Source organism: Pseudoduganella sp. (assembly GCF_041914865.1).
Classification (GTDB): Bacteria; Pseudomonadota; Gammaproteobacteria; order Burkholderiales; family Burkholderiaceae_D; genus Rugamonas.
Window position 1 is genome coordinate 22,508 of the sequence record NZ_JAYSCO010000019.1, and the last position, 14,228, is coordinate 36,735.

Sequence of the window (14,228 nt, forward strand, 5' to 3'; positions counted from 1 at the left end):
AGATGACTAAACTTTCGGTTGGCGCCTTGATGGTGCTGGGAGCGTTCGGCAGCGCGCATGCTGCGGGACGCGTGGTGGCGGATGTGGCGCTGACGCAGGCGACGATTGTCGATGTGGCGGGCGGCAAACTGGTGCAGGGCAAGGCCGTGCTGCTGAAGGGCGGCGATATCCTGGCCGTGGTCGACAGCGCCAAAGTGAAAAACTACGCGCCCAGGCGCACCGTCAAGCTGCCGGGTAAGTACCTGATGCCTGGCCTGTGGGATACCCACGTGCATTTCGGCGGCGGCCCCGCCCTGATCGAGGAAAACAAGCAGCTGCTCGGCCTCTACCTGGCGCACGGCATCACCACCGTGCGCGATTGCGCCGGCGACCTGTCCGACACCGTGCTCGATTGGCGCGACCTGATCCGCCAGGGCAAGCTGGTGGGCCCGAAGATCCTTGCCTCCGGCCCCAAGCTGGAGGGCTACAAGCCGCTGTGGAAAGGCACCATTGAAGTCGGCACGCCGGAGGAAATCAGCAAGGCGCTCGACTACCTGCAATCGCGCAGCGTGGACTTCGTGAAGATCACCGAGAACACCATGCAGCCGGAGATTTTCCTGGAAGCGGTGCGCCAGGCGAAAGCACGCGGCATGCAGACGTCCGGCCACCTGCCGGTGCAGCTGACGCTGGACCAGGTGATGCAGGCGGGGCTGGGCAGCATCGAGCACCAGTCCTACGCCCTGCGCGGTTCGACCCCGCGCGAAGCCGAGCTGACGGCGCAGGTCGCGGCCGGCAAGCTGACTTCGCGCGAAGCCATGCGCGCCAGCATCGAGAGCTTTGACGAGGCGACCGCGCGTGCCACCTTCCGCCGCATGGCCGCTGCCGGCATGTCGATCACGCCGACCCTGGTGGGCTCGCAGGTGACGGCCTACCTGGACCAGGACGACCACGCGCACGATGACTACCTGAAATACATCGGCAAGGGCCTGCGCAAGACTTATGAATGGCGCGTGCAGCGCGCGGCCAAGGACGATGCGGCGGCCATCGCCTATCGCCACGCCTCTTATGAGAAGGCGGCCTCGCTGCTGCCGCTGATGCAGCAGGAAGGCGTCAACATCATCGCCGGCACCGATGCCGGCTTCCTGAACTCATTTGATTATCCGGGCCAGGGTTTGCACGATGAGCTGGGCATCTTCGTGAAATACGGCCTGACGCCGCAGCAGGCGCTGCAGGCGTCGGTGATCAACGGCCCGCGTTTCATGGGCAAGCTGGAGCGCTATGGCGCAGTGGCGCAGGGCAAGGCGGCCGACCTGCTGGTGCTGGACGCCGATCCGCTGCAGGATATCGCCAACACGCGCAAGGTGCGCCTGGTGGTCGCCCAGGGCAAGGTGTACGAGCGCTCCAAGCTGGATGCCATGCTGGAGTCAGCGCGCCGGCACGCCGAGGAGCACCCGGCGCCGGCGACCGAGTAAGCTAGCCGCGCCAGGCCTTTTCGATGGCCGCGATGTCGATTTTCCCCATCGTCATCATGGCCTCGAAGGCGCGCTTGGCGGCCGCGCGGTCCGGGTCGGTGATCGCTTCGAGCAGGATACGCGGCGTAATCTGCCACGACAGGCCCCAGCGGTCCTTGCACCAGCCGCAGGCGCTTTCCTGGCCGCCGTTGCTGACGATGGCGTTCCACAGGCGGTCGGTCTCGGCCTGGTCCTCGGTGGCGATCTGGAAGGAAAAGGCCTCGCTCTGCTTGAACTGCGGGCCGCCGTTCAGGCCGACGCAGGGAATGCCGGCCACGGTGAACTCGACCGTGAGCACATCGCCCTGCTTGCCGTCCGGGTAGTCCCCCGGCGCGCGCAGGATGGCGCCGACCGAGCTGTCGGGAAAGGTTTCGGCATAAAACTTGGCGGCGCCAAGCGCGTCATTGTCGTACCACAGGCAGATCGTGTTCTTGTTGGGCATGATAGGTCTCCTCACGGATGGCGGCGGGAGACGCCAATATCGCACATTCTCGCGGCGCGGGCGGTCCAGAAGGTAAAATGGCGGGATTCGTTTTATAGGAAAGCCTGCCGCCATGAGTGACTTCGAGATCCCACAAAGCATCACCATTACCCGTCCAGACGACTGGCACCTGCACCTGCGCGACGGTGCCACCATGGCCAGCGTGCTGCCGGACACTGCGCGCCAGTTCGGCCGCGCGATCGTGATGCCAAATTTGAAACCTCCGGTCACCACCGTGGCGCAGGCGGCTGCTTACCGCGACCGTATCCTGGCAGCCCTGCCGGAAGGCATGGATTTCGAGCCGCTGATGACGCTTTACCTGACCGACAACACCTCGCCGGATGAAATCATCCGCGCGGCGGACAGCGGTTTCGTGCACGCGGTCAAGCTGTACCCGGCCGGCGCCACCACCAATTCGGACGCGGGCGTGACCGACCTGGCCAAGTGCTACAAGGTGCTGGAAACCATGCAGGAAGTGGGCATGCCCTTCCTGGTGCACGGCGAAGTGACCGACCAGGACATCGACCTGTTCGACCGCGAGGCGGTGTTCATCGAGCGCGTGATGCGCCCGCTGCGCAAAGACCTGCCGGCGCTGAACATCGTGTTCGAGCACATCACCACCAAGGACGCGGCGCAATACGTGGCTGAGGCGGAAGGCCCGATCGCGGCCACCATCACGGCGCACCACCTGCTGTACAACCGCAACGAAATCTTCAAGGGCGGTATCCGCCCGCATTACTACTGCCTGCCGGTGCTGAAGCGTGAAGAGCACCGCCTGGCGCTGGTGACGGCGGCGACCAGCGGCGACGAGCGCTTCTTCCTCGGCACCGACTCGGCGCCGCACGCGCAAGGCGCCAAGGAAGCGGCCTGCGGCTGCGCCGGCTGCTACACCGCGCTGCACGCGATGGAGCTGTACACCGAGGCCTTCGCCCGCGCCGGTGCGCTGGACAAGCTGGAAGCCTTCGCTTCCCTGAACGGCCCGGCCTTCTACGGCCTGGAGCCGAACAAGGGCAAGATCACCCTGAAGCGCGAGCAGTGGACCCTGCCGCTCGACCTGCCGTTTGGCGACTCGAAGCTGATCCCGCTGAACGCCGGCGAAACGATCAACTGGAAAATGGCCTAAGTGTTTTCAGAGATCGACTGGTCCCGCCACTGGTTCGCATCGGTGCGGGACGCGGCCAGCCGCATCGACCTCGCCCTGCCCAGCGTCGTTGCCCCGTTCTGCGAACAGGCGGCGGCGCTGGGGCTGGTCAACCATGCCGGCCAGCCGCTGCGTTTCGTGCCACAGGCCGACCTGCCGGAGGGCACCGCCTATGAGGAGTTCATCGGCGCCACCGGCCAGGTGCCCACGCGCGACAACCTGCACGATTTCTTCAACGGCCTGGTCTGGCTGACCTTCCCCATTATCAAGCGCGAACTGAACGCCTTGCAAGCGGCGCAGATCGCGCAGGACGGCGTGGGCAAATCGCGCGGTCCCGCGCGCGATGCTGCTACCATCTATGACGAGAATTCGGCCCTGCTGGTGGTGCGCGACGATGCCGCCGGCGCCGCCCTGGTGGATGCCCTGCGCAACCACCGCTGGCGCGAAGCCTTCGTCGAACGCGCGGCGCAGTTCGGGCCGGCGGCGCAAGTCTGGCTGTTCGGCCACGCACTGATGGAAAAGCTGGTGGCGCCGTACAAGGCCATCACCGCCCATACGCGGGTGGTGCTGGCGGGCGACGACTATTGGGCGCTGGACGATGCGGGCCGGCGCGCCTGGCTCGACCGGGCCGAGGCGCGGCGCCTGGCCGACGAGGGCCTGGCCAAGGGCGGTTTCACGCCGCTGCCGGTGCTCGGCATTCCGGGCTGGTGGCCGCAGCAGGACGAGGCTTTTTACGACGATGTGACGGTATTCCGCCCCAAGCGGCATGCCGCCTGACCAGGAGCATGAGAATGGAAAAGATTATCCGCTGGGGCATCCTCGGCACCGGCAAGATTGCCAAGGCTTTCGCCACCGCGCTGCGCGAGGTGCCGGATGTGGAATTGGCGGCGGTCGCGTCGCGCAGTCTCGATAGCGCTACCAAGTTTGCAGCCGAATACGGCGCGCAGCGCGCCCACGGCAGCTACCAGGCGCTGGCCGACGACCCGGGCGTGGACGTGATCTACATCGCCACGCCGCACGCCATGCACCACGAGAACGCCATCATGTGCCTGCAGGCCGGCAAGGCGCTGCTGATCGAGAAGGCGTTCACCCTGAACCGCCGCCAGGCGCAGGAAATTGCCGACCTGGCCCGCGCGCGCAAGCTGTTCGTGATGGAGGCGATGTGGACGCGCTTCCAGCCGGCCATGCTGGAGGCCAAGCGCCTGATCGATATGGGCGAGATCGGCCAGGTGCGCAACCTGCAGGCCGATTTCGGCTTCCCGGCCGATGCCGGCCCGGAGCACCGCCTGTTCAATCCCGCCCTGGGCGGCGGCGCGCTGCTGGACCTGGGCATTTACCCGCTCTCGATGGCGGCTTTCTTCCTGGGCCCGGTCGCGGGCGTGAAGGGCTATGGCGAGCTGGCGTCGACCGGTGTCGACATGCAGGCCAGCTTCGCCCTGCAGCACGAAGGCGGCGCGCTCTCGGTATGCACCTGCAGCCTGAATACGCGCACCCCGACCACGCTGACCATCTGCGGCGACAAGGGCTTCCTGCGCCTGCATGGCCGCTTCCACCACACCGAGCGCTTCACCATCGGCCTGAACGATGGCAGCGAGCGCGAATTCCACTTCCCGCGCATTGGCAACGGCTATGCGCACGAAGCGATGGAAGTGGGGCGCTGCCTGCGTGAAGGCCTGCTGGAGAGCCCGGAAATGCCGCTGGGCGAGTCGGTGGCGCTGATGGGCGTGCTGGACCAGCTGCGGGCGCAAATCGGCGTCCGCTACGATGTCGACTAGGCGACAGTTCATTACAAAATATTCGTAGCCCTTCAATTGCTAAAAAGCTATTATCACCTTTTTAACTAAAATTGGAGGGGGTTTCATGCATCAAGCAATCGTGAAGCTGGCAGGCGGCGTAGCGCTGGCATTGGCATCCGGCGCGGCATCGGCGCATTGGACGACCACCAATTTTGAAATTGCCGGCCCGATCCAGGAAGTCCCTGGCCCGATGGCGCGCTGCCCATCGCAGTTCGGCGGTACCGTGACCGGCCATGGCTCCAGCCAGGTGCTGGGGCGCGTGGCCTTTGTCGCCAGCGACTGCATCACGCCGAACGGGGTGATCTACAACTTCGACCGCGGCCGCTTCATCATCATGACCCTGTCCGGCGACCAGATCTACGCCGACTACAGCGGCCAGTTCGTGCCGACCGGCCAGGGCGCCAACTATGTGTTCAGCGGCGCCTCCTTCCGCATCGTCGGCGGCACCGGCCAGTTCATGTTTGCCACCGGCGGCGGCCAGCTGACCGGCAGCGAGGACATGGTGACCGGCGTCGGCAACATCAAGCTGTCCGGCCGCATCAGCTACTGGGCGCGTTAAGCGGTCGCCTGGCCGGTCGCCAGCAGGAAATGGCGGCATCCTTTAAACTGGCCCTTTGCCAGCCAGGATGCACGCCATGCTCAACAACGACCGCCACCTGAATCTCAAGACCATCCTGGTCACCACTGGCGTCGTGCTGACGCTGTCGATGGGCGTGCGCCACGGCTTCGGCTTCTGGATGCAGCCCATCTCGCAGGCCAACGGCTGGAGCCGGGAAACCTATTCGCTGGCGCTGGCGCTGCAAAACCTGCTGTGGGGCGCCTTCGGCCCTCTGGCCGGCATGGTGGCGGACCGCTATGGCACCCAGCGCGTGGTGATCGCCGGCGCCCTGGCCTATGTGGCGGGCTTGCTGTGGATGGCCATGGTGACCCAGCCGGCGCTGTTCATCATCGGCTCCGGCGTGTTCATCGGCCTGGGCCTAGCCTGTACCGCCTTCGGCGCGGTGAGCGGCATCATCGGCCGCGCAGCGCCGGTGGAGAAACGCTCGTGGGCCTTCGGCGTGTCCGGCGCCGCCAGCTCCTTCGGCCAGTTCCTGATGATGCCGGTCGAGCAGCAACTGATTTCGCACATCGGCTGGCAGAACGCCTTCTACGCCCTGGCCGGGGTGGTGTTCCTGCTGATGATCCCGATGTCCTCCTTCCTGCGCGAGCCCAGGCACGCGGTGGCGGCTGGCGACAGCCAGCAGAGCGTGGGCGAAGCGCTGCGCGAGGCGGTCGGCAACCGCTCCTTCCTGCTGCTGGTGGCGGGCTATTTCGTGTGCGGCTTCCAGCTGGTGTTCGTGGGCGCCCACCTGCCTGCCTACCTGAAGGACAAAGGCATCGTCTCGCCCGGTGTGGCGGTGATGGCGCTGGCCCTGATCGGCCTGTTCAACATCTTCGGCTCGTTCGCCGCCGGCCAGCTGGGTGGCAAGCTGCCCAAGCGCTACCTGCTGTCCACCATTTATTTCGCCCGTTCGCTGGTGATCGGCCTGTTCCTGCTGGCACCGTTGACGCAGTGGTCGGTCTACCTGTTCGCGGCGGCCATCGGTTTCCTGTGGCTGGCCACGGTGCCGCTCACCAACGGCATCATTGCCGGCGTGTTCGGCCTCAAGCATATGTCGATGCTGGCCGGCGTGGTGTTCCTGTCGCACCAGGTGGGCAGCTTCCTTGGCGTGTGGCTGGGCGGCTACCTGTTCGACCTGCGCGGCAGCTACGATGTGGTGTGGGGCATCACGCTCGGCCTGGGCATCTTTGCCGGCCTGGCCAACCTGCCGATCGACGAGCGTCCGCTGCTGCGCGATGCCGGCGGGCTGAAAGCGGCCTGAGATGAAGCGCCGCCTGTTGCAGCTGGGCCTGTGGACACTGGTGGCGCTGGTGCTGGCGCTGGCGTTCGCGGCCTACCTGCAGCCCGCCTTCATGCTGGACCTGGCGAACCGCATTTACCTCTGCTTCTAGGAATTGCCTGTCGATAATTCTTACAGCCGCTTAGCGTCTGAAATCCACCTGTAATCAAATCAGTTGCTTAGCAGGTGGCATGGTGTGTGCTTAGACGATTGCCGTTTTATCGTTCATCACTTCACCAAAGGAAGCTAACAATGTCGATTCGTACCAAAATGTTCGGGGTAGCGCTGTTGGGCGCTTTGATGGGCCAGGCGCACGCCGGTGTCACTTTTACGTTCACCCAGTCGGGCGGCAATGTCCTGATGCAGTCGTCGGGCGTGCTGGACACGTCGAAGCTGGTTGCCGCCAGTGTCTTTGGCTGGGGCGGCGTGGGGATCGAGACGAATGACGCTCCGGGGTCGGACATCATGGGCGACACCTCGGCGGGCGGCGTCGACCTGGCATTCCGCTTCAGTGCCGGCAGCAACCACAGCGCCTGGATCGGCAAGCTGTTCACCAGCGATAATTTCCTCTGGACGAGCAACGGCAGCACCCAGTTTGCGACCTACACCCAGGACAACGGCACGCGCGTCCCAGGCATCGCCATCGAAGCCGCCGACCTGGTGGGCAGCCAGTGGACGCCGGACGTGTCGTGGCTTGTGGCAGGCTCCTTCGCCAGCCTGGGCCTGACGGCCGGCACCTATACCGTGACGGATGCGCGCAGCAATGAGTTCATCACCATCCAGGTCGGCGAGCGCCAGCCGCCGCAGGACGTGCCGGAGCCAGGTTCGCTGGCCCTGCTGGGCCTTGGCCTGGCCGGCACCGCGTTCGCACGCCGCCAGCGTAAAGCCTGACCGCGACAGGCGCGCCGCTCAGGCGCGCTTGCGTGACTTGCCGGACTTCTGCGCCAGCTGGGTTTTCTTCTTCGCAGGTTTGGCGCTGGCGACGCGGGTCGCCTTGCCTTTGGATTTTTTGCCGGCGCCGGCCTTGCTGCGCGGGGTCGGTGGGACTTCTTCCACGCCGGTGCGCTTGGCGCGCATGGCCGACGGCAGCGCGCCGTCCTCCAGGTTGGCCAGCAGGAAGCGGTTCGGATCGATGCGCATGCCGTCCTGGTAGGCCTCCAGGTGCAGGTGCGGGCCGGTGCTGCGGCCCGTGGCGCCCGACAGGCCGATCAACTCGCCCGCCGCCACGGTATCGCCCACATTCACGTGGCGTTTGTTCAGGTGCGCGTACAGCGAACGCAGGCCGCCTTCGTGTTCGATCACCACCACATTGCCGTATTTGCGGTCGCCCTTGTAACCCATGCTGGAGGCCACCACCGTGCCGTCATTGGTGGCCATGACTGGCGTGTTGTGCGGTACCGAAAAATCGATGCCGCCATGCGCCCGGCGACCGCGCGCGGCGCCGAAGAAGCTGCTGACGCGGCCCGAGTCGAGCGGCAGGCGCCATTGCTGTTCCTTCGGCTGCTCCGGCGGTGGCGCGTCCAATGGTTCAGGCATTGCGGCCGCCTGCTGCACACAGTGGGCAGCGGCCAGCAGCGCCAGTAACAGGAAGTTGGTGATCTTTGCCATAAGCGGGCGAGTTTCGCATACTAGTTGCGTTCTGGCAAATGCGTAAGTAACTGACAATTTTTCTTTCCTTAGTCGAAGGCGTGCGTGTAGTTGAGGCGCAAAGTGGCGCCGCCGCGCGCGGTGATGGCCGACTGGCGCCAGGCGCCGCTGTCGCTGTCGTGGTAGCGGTAGGCGGTGCTGCGATCCGGATGCAGCACGTCGCTGATGGCGATGCGCCATTCCTGGCGCGGCGACGGCTTCCAGGCGGCGCGCAAGTCCAGCTTGCGCTGGTAGGGCGCCAGGGTGCTGGTGATGTCGGAGTCGCGGCTTGGGCCGCCGGCTTCGTAGCTGTATTCGGCATCGAAACTGAAGGCGCCCGGCTTGTAGCTGAAGGCCGCCATGCCGCTCAACGGGGCCTGGCGGTCGAGGCGGTTGTCCGGACCCGGGACGCGCTCCAGGCGCGAGCGGTTGATGCTGGCGTTGGCGCGCAGCGACATGGCCGCCGTGAGCGGCAGGCGCGCTTCCAGCGCCAGGCCGTAGGCGCGGGCGCCGCCATGATTGGCGGGCATGGCGATCCAGCGCTTGCCTTCGCGGTAGAGCGTGGTCAGGATCACGTTGTCGATATCGCGCGCGTAGATGCTGGCGCTGAGCAGGCTGTCCTTGGCCCAGTAATAATCGATGCCGGCGTCCAGCCCCCACGCCAGTTCCGGGCGCAGGGTGGGGTTGCCTTGCGTGTCGGGGTTGGTGGCGCTGTTGTTGTTGTCGGAGGTGAAGCGGCGCGGGATCAGGTCCAGCATGTTCGGCGCCTTGTAGCTGCGGCTGGCGCCCAGGCGCAGCTGGCTGTTGCCGGGCAGCTGGCGCATCCACTCCAGCACCGGGCTGATGACGGTGCTGCGCTGGCGCACCGATGCCGTGTGGCGGTCGTGCGCCGCGGTGCGCATGGTTTCCCAGCGCAGGCCGGCCGACCAGGCGTCGCCGCCGCTCTTCCATTCATCCTGCGCGAAGGCGGCCAGGCGTTCGATGCGGCCGTCGTAGCGGTCGTCGCGCAGGAAGTTCAGCGCGCCGGCGGGGCTGTACTCGTGTTCGACGCGGGTTTGCATGCGCTGCAAGGCGGAGCCGTCCCAGCCTGCCACCACGGCGTGGCCGTTGCCGAGCGGGTGGGAATATTTGCCGCCGTAATTGAAGCCGTGCTCGCGGATGTCGCCATCGACGCGGCGGGTCGTGGGGCCGGGGCCGTGCAGCGGCATGCCGGCGAAGTCGAAGCCGGTGTCGCGCGGCGCCGTGCTGGCGCCCAGTTTGAGTTCCCACTGCGCCCCGTTTGCGAGCTTGCGCTGCCATGCCAGCTCGCTGCGCAGGAAGTAGCTTTGCACATCGAAACGGCTGCCGACGCTGGCGAAGTCGCCAGTTTCCCCCTGCAGCACTTCTTCCCGCGAACGATAGCTGATGCTGCGGCGGGTGATGGTGGCCAGGCTTTGCAGCGAGAACTGGTCGCCGCCGCTGGTGCTCCAGTTCAGGCGCGGCGCGAGATTGAGCGTGCGGGCGGTATTGTCTTCATGGCTGCGGGTCAGGCGCTGCAGCCCCGGCTCGCTGTCGGCGATGTTGCGGTCGGCCGGCGTGCTGGGGCGGGCCAGCACCACGCTTACGCTGTGCGACCAGCCGTCGGCCTTGCCGCTGCTTTGCGCGCTGAGGCGGGGCGACCAGGCGCCGTGCAGGCCGTCCACGCCAACCTGCGCTTCCTGCGTGCTGCGCCGGATGCTCTTGCGCAGCACGATGTTGATGGTGCCGGCAATGCCTTGCGTGCCCAGCACGGCGGAAGCGGTGCGCAGCACTTCCACCCGTTCGATCACCTCCGGCGGCAGGCTGTCGAGCGCGAAGCCTTGCGGCGCCGGCTGGCCGTTCAGCAGCACCTGCGTGTAGCCGTTGCCCAGGCCGCGCATCCTGATGCCGGCCGTGTCGCTGATGGTGATGCCGGGCAGGCGGCGCAGCGCGTCGGCCAGCGTGCGGTCGCCGTGGGCGGCCAGGTCGTCGCGGGTCAGCACCAGGGTGCTGGCGGTATCTTCCTTGCGCTGGTCGATGCGGGCGGACTTGATTTCCACCACCGGCTGCGCGGATGCAGCCTGGCCTGCCAGCGCGGCGGCCAGCATCAATACGGTCTTCTTCATGCGTTTCCTCGGGATGCGCGCCGCCGCTGCCGGGCGCAGGCGCGGCAGGCGGAAGACGATGCGGGTTATCTAGCTGCTGCGGCTGGCTTTAAGGCGTTGCAGCGCAGTCTTGGTGGCGTTGGCTTCCAGGTTGCCGAGCAGTTGCTGCGGATCGATGTTCTCGCCGTGGCGGCTGATTTCCAGGTGCAGGTGCGGGCCGGTGACCTTGCCGCTGGCGCCGGAGGTGCCGATCTGCTGGCCGGCGGCGACGCGCGCGCCTTCCCGCAGCTGGCGCTGCTCCAGGTGAGCATACAAGGAGCGCAGTCCATTGGCATGTTCGATGACGATCACCTCGCCCCACTTTGCCTCGCCCATGTAGCTGTTGGTGGACGTGAGCACCACGCCGTCGGCCGGGGCCACGATCGGCGTACCGCGCGGCGCCGCGAAATCCATGCCGCCATGCGGGCGGCCAGTCGGAGCATGGCGGATGCCGAAGAAGGCGCTGACGCGCAGGCGCTGCATTGGCGCTTGCCAGGGCTGTGCGCCTGCAGCACCGGCCGGCGTGGCGCCATCAGCGGAGGCGGAGCCGGCGGCGTTGGCGGCGGCAGCCACGGCGCCAGGCGCGCCGTCCAGGCGCCATGCCAGCGCCGGTTGCAGCAGCACGCTGGCGAGCAGCATGGCAGGCAGCGCGGCCCAGCCCAGGGCGGCGGCGCGTGGCATGGCTGGCACGCCATCGCGGATCATGCCGATGCGGGCGGCGACTGCATCCACCACGCGGCCGCCAAAGGCCAGCGCCGTGGCCTGGTCGGGAACGGCTTGCATGCGCATCTGCGTCACCAGTGCGGCGGCATAGGCGCGGCGCTGCGCGGCGGGACGTCCTTCGAGCACGGTGCGGTCGCAGCCAAGTTCCTGCGCCCAGGCCATCTGCTTGCCCAGGCGCGCCACCATGGGGTTGAACCATTGCACCGCCTGCAGCAGGAAGCTGAGGTGCATCCACAGGTGGTCGCGCCGCGCGAGATGGGTCAGCTCATGCTCCACCACCAGGCGTTGCTGGGCGGGGTCGAACGCGCGCAGGTGGCGCGGCAGCAGCAGGACAGGGCGCAGCAGCCCGGCCAGCATGGGCGCGATGGGCGCGTCGATCTCGCGCACTTCCGGCAGCGCGCGGTGCAGGTTGGCGAAGCCGGGATGCGCCGCCAGTTCGTAACGGTCCAGGCGCCGGGCCGCCGCCAGCAAGGCGTCCAGGTGGCGCCGTGCTTGCAGCCAGCGGGCGCCGGCGGCGGCCAGGCCGGCGGCATAGATGGCGAGCCATGCGTAGCCCAGCCAGAGCAGGGCCGGTGCGGGCGCGAGCGGGGTGGCGCCATCGTCGGTGGCGTCGTCACCACCGGACGCAGTGTGATTGCCGCCGTGCGCTGCCAGCGACGGGGCGCGCGGGTCGGCGCCGCTCACTGTCGCCGCTGGCAACTCCAGCACCGGTACGATGGCGGGGCGCCAGCTGGCGGGCAGCAAACCGAGGGCAAGGCTGGCGGCGACGGCGGCAACGGCCAGCAGCCATGGTGCACGGCGCGCCTGCAGGGCGGGCCAGGTGCGGGCGGCGAGGCGCAGCAGGAGCCAGGCGCCGGCGCCCGCCAGCACGCTGGCCAGGCAGGCTTGCAGGAAAACCAGTGGGAACATGGCTTACTCCTGGTCTTCCGGCCACTCGCTCAGCAACTGCTCCAGTTCTTTCAGCTCGTGCTGGTTCACCAGCTTGGAGCCGGTGAACATATTGACCGGCAGCGGCGCGTTCATTTCCATTACGCGGTGGCTGAAATCGTGGGCAAATGCAGCCAGCGTTTCAACCTTTTCCAGTACTGGCGCGTATACGTTCATACCGTGGGCGGAATGCAGGCTGATCATGCCTTTCTCCAGCATGCGCTCCAGGGTTTTGCGGGTGGAGGAATAGGACCAGGCCAGTTCCTCTTCCACCCGGTCGTGGATTTCACGGGCGCTGAGCGGATGCTGCTTCCACAGGGCTTTGAGCAGGGTCAGTTCTGTAATCGATGGAATGGCCATGGGGGCTCCTTGTGACGTATGACGGCAGTATGCGACAGGTGTCGCACTATTGCAAGGAGTTTATGCGACACGTGTCACATGCGTTATCATTGGACTATATGAAGAAACTTGCAATCATCATCACTGCATTTGCCGCCCTTACCGCATGCAGCGGCAAGCGGCTGACGGAGGCGGACGTACGGGCCGTCATGGGAGGGGTGGAAGCCTCGGTCAAGCGGCATGATGCCAACGGCCTGGTCGCCCATTTCGCCCCCAACGCCATGATCATGGTCTCCATGCCCGGTACCAGCGGTGGCGGCCTGTCGCGCATGAGCGTGGGCGAATACAAAACCATGCTGGAGGGGCTGTGGAAGGTGCAGCTGCAGTCCAGCTACGAGGTGAGCAACCGCGAAGTCGCGCTTGCCGCCAACGGCCGCACGGCCACGGCGCGCGATATCGCGAAGGAGATCGTGCTGCTGCCGGGCGAGCGCATGGAGTCGCTCAGCAAACAGAAAGCGGAAATCGCGCTGGTCGACGGCGTGCCGCGCATTATTTCGCTGACGGCGGAAGTGGAGTCGCTGACCGCCACGCCGACCACGGCGAAGAACTGACTTGGTCGTTTGCCCAAAATGCGAGCACGTCCGGCCGCCGGACGCCACCAATCCTGAGTGGCAATGCCCGGCCTGCGGCGTGTGCTATGCCAAGGTTGCGGCGCGCAAAGCCGAGCCGACGGCCGCGCCGCGCGCGCCCGCGCCGCCACCGCGGCCGGGCGGAGGTTCCACTTTCGTGTGGGGACTGATCGCCGTTGTGTGCCTGATTGTGTTGTTCGGGACGTCCGAATGGAACAAGTCCTCACGCTGGACCACGCTGGCCAAACACATCGCACCGGGCGACATCGTGATGTATGCCTACGATGGCTGCGAGCCGGCATCGGCCGCGCGCGAGCACTTCCAGAACTACGACATTGCGTATACCGAATGCGATGTGCAGAAGGATGCGCAATGCTACCGCCAGTGGCAGGCGTTGAAGACCAAAGGCGTGCCTGCGTTCCTGATTTATGGCAAAGATGTGCAAGCTGGCTTCAGCAAGGACGCTTTGTATAAGGCCCTGGTGCGCAAACGCGAGGAGTGATGCATTCAATGATGGGCGGACGAGAAAACGGATAAGACATCTTTTTGTCCGAAGTGTGCCTATGTGCGCCGCAGGGACGCATAGGGCACCGTCAACAGGCGATGGTTCGAGGATTGGACAAATGATGAAGATATCTGCTGTGTTGCTGAACCTGATTTGCGTAGCTGCGATAGCCCAAGAGGCTCCGTTGCCAGAGGTTGAGCGGTCGAGTATCGAGTACAAATCCCCAGCTGAAGCGTTGACAGCGCTTCGCTCAAAGCCAGGCGTCGAGATCGATGTGCGGGATGGCTGGACTATCGCCTTCGACCCGGAGTCGCATGTGGTCTGGTCATTCCCGCCTCAGAAACACGCATCATACCCGTCTGTAGTGAAGCGAAAAATCGTGGAGCGCGACGGTACTGTATTCGTTGAAATGGGGGTGAAGTGTGGTGCTGGGAAGAGCGCGTGCGATGACCTGGTGCGTGAATTTGTCGCCTTGAATGAGGCTATGAGATCATCGATCCTGTCGAGGCAAGGCAAGTGAGCGTTACCGTCTTCCCGGCAAGTCGCTCCA

Annotated in this window: 16 protein-coding genes; 11 read left to right on the forward strand and 5 right to left on the reverse strand. The window is 66.0% G+C overall.

Annotated features, from left to right (window positions below; all coding sequences use genetic code 11):
- Positions 1 to 2: 2 nt before the first annotated feature.
- Positions 3 to 1,451, forward strand: coding sequence for an amidohydrolase family protein (locus tag ACE3TQ_RS11280; protein WP_374582264.1), 1,449 nt, complete (start codon positions 3 to 5; stop codon positions 1,449 to 1,451).
- Between the two features lies 1 nt (position 1,452).
- On the opposite strand, the gene ACE3TQ_RS11285 is transcribed toward ACE3TQ_RS11280, so the two are convergent.
- A complete protein-coding gene (locus ACE3TQ_RS11285; protein WP_374582265.1) occupies positions 1,453 to 1,932 on the reverse strand; it encodes a VOC family protein in 480 nt (159 codons plus the stop codon).
- A 112-nt stretch (positions 1,933 to 2,044) separates the two neighbouring features.
- Between ACE3TQ_RS11285 and pyrC the strand changes: the two genes are divergently transcribed.
- The 7 genes from pyrC (at position 2,045) to ACE3TQ_RS11320 (ending at position 7,679) form a co-directional block, all read left to right on the forward strand.
- Positions 2,045 to 3,094, forward strand: a complete 1,050-nt coding sequence (gene pyrC, locus ACE3TQ_RS11290) for a dihydroorotase (protein ID WP_374582266.1) — start codon at positions 2,045 to 2,047, stop codon at positions 3,092 to 3,094.
- Positions 3,095 to 3,889 carry a DUF3025 domain-containing protein gene (locus tag ACE3TQ_RS11295; protein ID WP_374582267.1) on the forward strand — a complete coding sequence of 265 codons (795 nt, stop codon included), beginning with the start codon at positions 3,095 to 3,097 and terminating at the stop codon, positions 3,887 to 3,889. It abuts the gene before it with no gap.
- A gap of 14 nt (positions 3,890 to 3,903) precedes the next feature.
- Positions 3,904 to 4,887: a Gfo/Idh/MocA family protein gene (locus ACE3TQ_RS11300; RefSeq protein WP_374582268.1), complete on the forward strand. Its 984-nt coding sequence runs from the start codon at positions 3,904 to 3,906 to the stop codon at positions 4,885 to 4,887.
- An 85-nt stretch (positions 4,888 to 4,972) separates the two neighbouring features.
- Complete coding sequence (locus ACE3TQ_RS11305) at positions 4,973 to 5,467, forward strand: hypothetical protein (RefSeq protein ID WP_374582269.1); 495 nt, start codon at positions 4,973 to 4,975, stop codon at positions 5,465 to 5,467.
- A 76-nt stretch (positions 5,468 to 5,543) separates the two neighbouring features.
- Positions 5,544 to 6,770 (forward strand): MFS transporter, encoded by a 1,227-nt coding sequence (locus ACE3TQ_RS11310; protein ID WP_374582270.1) that lies wholly within the window; start codon positions 5,544 to 5,546, stop codon positions 6,768 to 6,770.
- 1 nt (position 6,771) lies between these two features.
- Complete coding sequence (locus tag ACE3TQ_RS11315; protein ID WP_374582271.1) at positions 6,772 to 6,900, forward strand: hypothetical protein; 129 nt, start codon at positions 6,772 to 6,774, stop codon at positions 6,898 to 6,900.
- A gap of 140 nt (positions 6,901 to 7,040) precedes the next feature.
- On the forward strand, positions 7,041 to 7,679 hold the full coding sequence (locus tag ACE3TQ_RS11320; RefSeq protein ID WP_374582272.1) for a PEP-CTERM sorting domain-containing protein: 639 nt from the start codon (positions 7,041 to 7,043) through the stop codon (positions 7,677 to 7,679).
- 18 nt (positions 7,680 to 7,697) lie between these two features.
- Here ACE3TQ_RS11320 and ACE3TQ_RS11325 read toward each other — a convergent pair whose 3' ends face one another.
- The 4 genes from ACE3TQ_RS11325 to ACE3TQ_RS11340 all read right to left on the reverse strand — a co-directional run bounded on the left by ACE3TQ_RS11325 (position 7,698) and on the right by ACE3TQ_RS11340 (position 12,565).
- Complete coding sequence (locus ACE3TQ_RS11325; RefSeq protein WP_374582273.1) at positions 7,698 to 8,396, reverse strand: M23 family metallopeptidase; 699 nt, start codon at positions 8,394 to 8,396, stop codon at positions 7,698 to 7,700.
- 68 nt (positions 8,397 to 8,464) lie between these two features.
- Positions 8,465 to 10,537 (reverse strand): TonB-dependent receptor plug domain-containing protein, encoded by a 2,073-nt coding sequence (locus tag ACE3TQ_RS11330; RefSeq protein ID WP_374582274.1) that lies wholly within the window; start codon positions 10,535 to 10,537, stop codon positions 8,465 to 8,467.
- 69 nt (positions 10,538 to 10,606) lie between these two features.
- On the reverse strand, positions 10,607 to 12,187 hold the full coding sequence (locus ACE3TQ_RS11335; protein WP_374582275.1) for a peptidoglycan DD-metalloendopeptidase family protein: 1,581 nt from the start codon (positions 12,185 to 12,187) through the stop codon (positions 10,607 to 10,609).
- A gap of 3 nt (positions 12,188 to 12,190) precedes the next feature.
- Entirely contained in the window at positions 12,191 to 12,565 is a 375-nt protein-coding gene (locus ACE3TQ_RS11340) for a BlaI/MecI/CopY family transcriptional regulator (RefSeq protein WP_374582276.1), read from the reverse strand.
- 98 nt (positions 12,566 to 12,663) lie between these two features.
- On the opposite strand from ACE3TQ_RS11340, the gene ACE3TQ_RS11345 reads away from it, so the two are divergent.
- From ACE3TQ_RS11345 to ACE3TQ_RS11355, 3 genes are all read left to right on the forward strand, one after another.
- Positions 12,664 to 13,155, forward strand: a complete 492-nt coding sequence (locus ACE3TQ_RS11345) for a hypothetical protein (protein ID WP_374582278.1) — start codon at positions 12,664 to 12,666, stop codon at positions 13,153 to 13,155.
- 1 nt (position 13,156) lies between these two features.
- Complete coding sequence (locus tag ACE3TQ_RS11350; protein ID WP_374582280.1) at positions 13,157 to 13,675, forward strand: glutaredoxin family protein; 519 nt, start codon at positions 13,157 to 13,159, stop codon at positions 13,673 to 13,675.
- 121 nt (positions 13,676 to 13,796) lie between these two features.
- Positions 13,797 to 14,198 (forward strand): hypothetical protein, encoded by a 402-nt coding sequence (locus ACE3TQ_RS11355; protein WP_374582281.1) that lies wholly within the window; start codon positions 13,797 to 13,799, stop codon positions 14,196 to 14,198.
- Positions 14,199 to 14,228: the final 30 nt, after the last annotated feature.

Bases quoted from the DNA above. Each gene is read 5' to 3' on its own strand.
- pyrC (WP_374582266.1), top strand. From the start codon at position 2,045: ATGAGTGACTTCGAGATCCCACAAAGCATCACCATTACCCGTCCAGAC.
- ACE3TQ_RS11300 (WP_374582268.1), top strand. From the start codon at position 3,904: ATGGAAAAGATTATCCGCTGGGGCATCCTCGGCACCGGCAAGATTGCC.
- ACE3TQ_RS11315 (WP_374582271.1), top strand. From the start codon at position 6,772: ATGAAGCGCCGCCTGTTGCAGCTGGGCCTGTGGACACTGGTGGCGCTG.
- ACE3TQ_RS11355 (WP_374582281.1), top strand. From the start codon at position 13,797: ATGATGAAGATATCTGCTGTGTTGCTGAACCTGATTTGCGTAGCTGCG.
- ACE3TQ_RS11340 (WP_374582276.1), bottom strand. From the start codon at position 12,565: ATGGCCATTCCATCGATTACAGAACTGACCCTGCTCAAAGCCCTGTGG.
- ACE3TQ_RS11325 (WP_374582273.1), bottom strand. From the start codon at position 8,396: ATGGCAAAGATCACCAACTTCCTGTTACTGGCGCTGCTGGCCGCTGCC.
- ACE3TQ_RS11280 (WP_374582264.1), top strand. From the start codon at position 3: ATGACTAAACTTTCGGTTGGCGCCTTGATGGTGCTGGGAGCGTTCGGC.
- ACE3TQ_RS11335 (WP_374582275.1), bottom strand. From the start codon at position 12,187: ATGTTCCCACTGGTTTTCCTGCAAGCCTGCCTGGCCAGCGTGCTGGCG.
- ACE3TQ_RS11345 (WP_374582278.1), top strand. From the start codon at position 12,664: ATGAAGAAACTTGCAATCATCATCACTGCATTTGCCGCCCTTACCGCA.
- ACE3TQ_RS11310 (WP_374582270.1), top strand. From the start codon at position 5,544: ATGCTCAACAACGACCGCCACCTGAATCTCAAGACCATCCTGGTCACC.
- ACE3TQ_RS11320 (WP_374582272.1), top strand. From the start codon at position 7,041: ATGTCGATTCGTACCAAAATGTTCGGGGTAGCGCTGTTGGGCGCTTTG.
- ACE3TQ_RS11285 (WP_374582265.1), bottom strand. From the start codon at position 1,932: ATGCCCAACAAGAACACGATCTGCCTGTGGTACGACAATGACGCGCTT.
- ACE3TQ_RS11330 (WP_374582274.1), bottom strand. From the start codon at position 10,537: ATGAAGAAGACCGTATTGATGCTGGCCGCCGCGCTGGCAGGCCAGGCT.
- ACE3TQ_RS11305 (WP_374582269.1), top strand. From the start codon at position 4,973: ATGCATCAAGCAATCGTGAAGCTGGCAGGCGGCGTAGCGCTGGCATTG.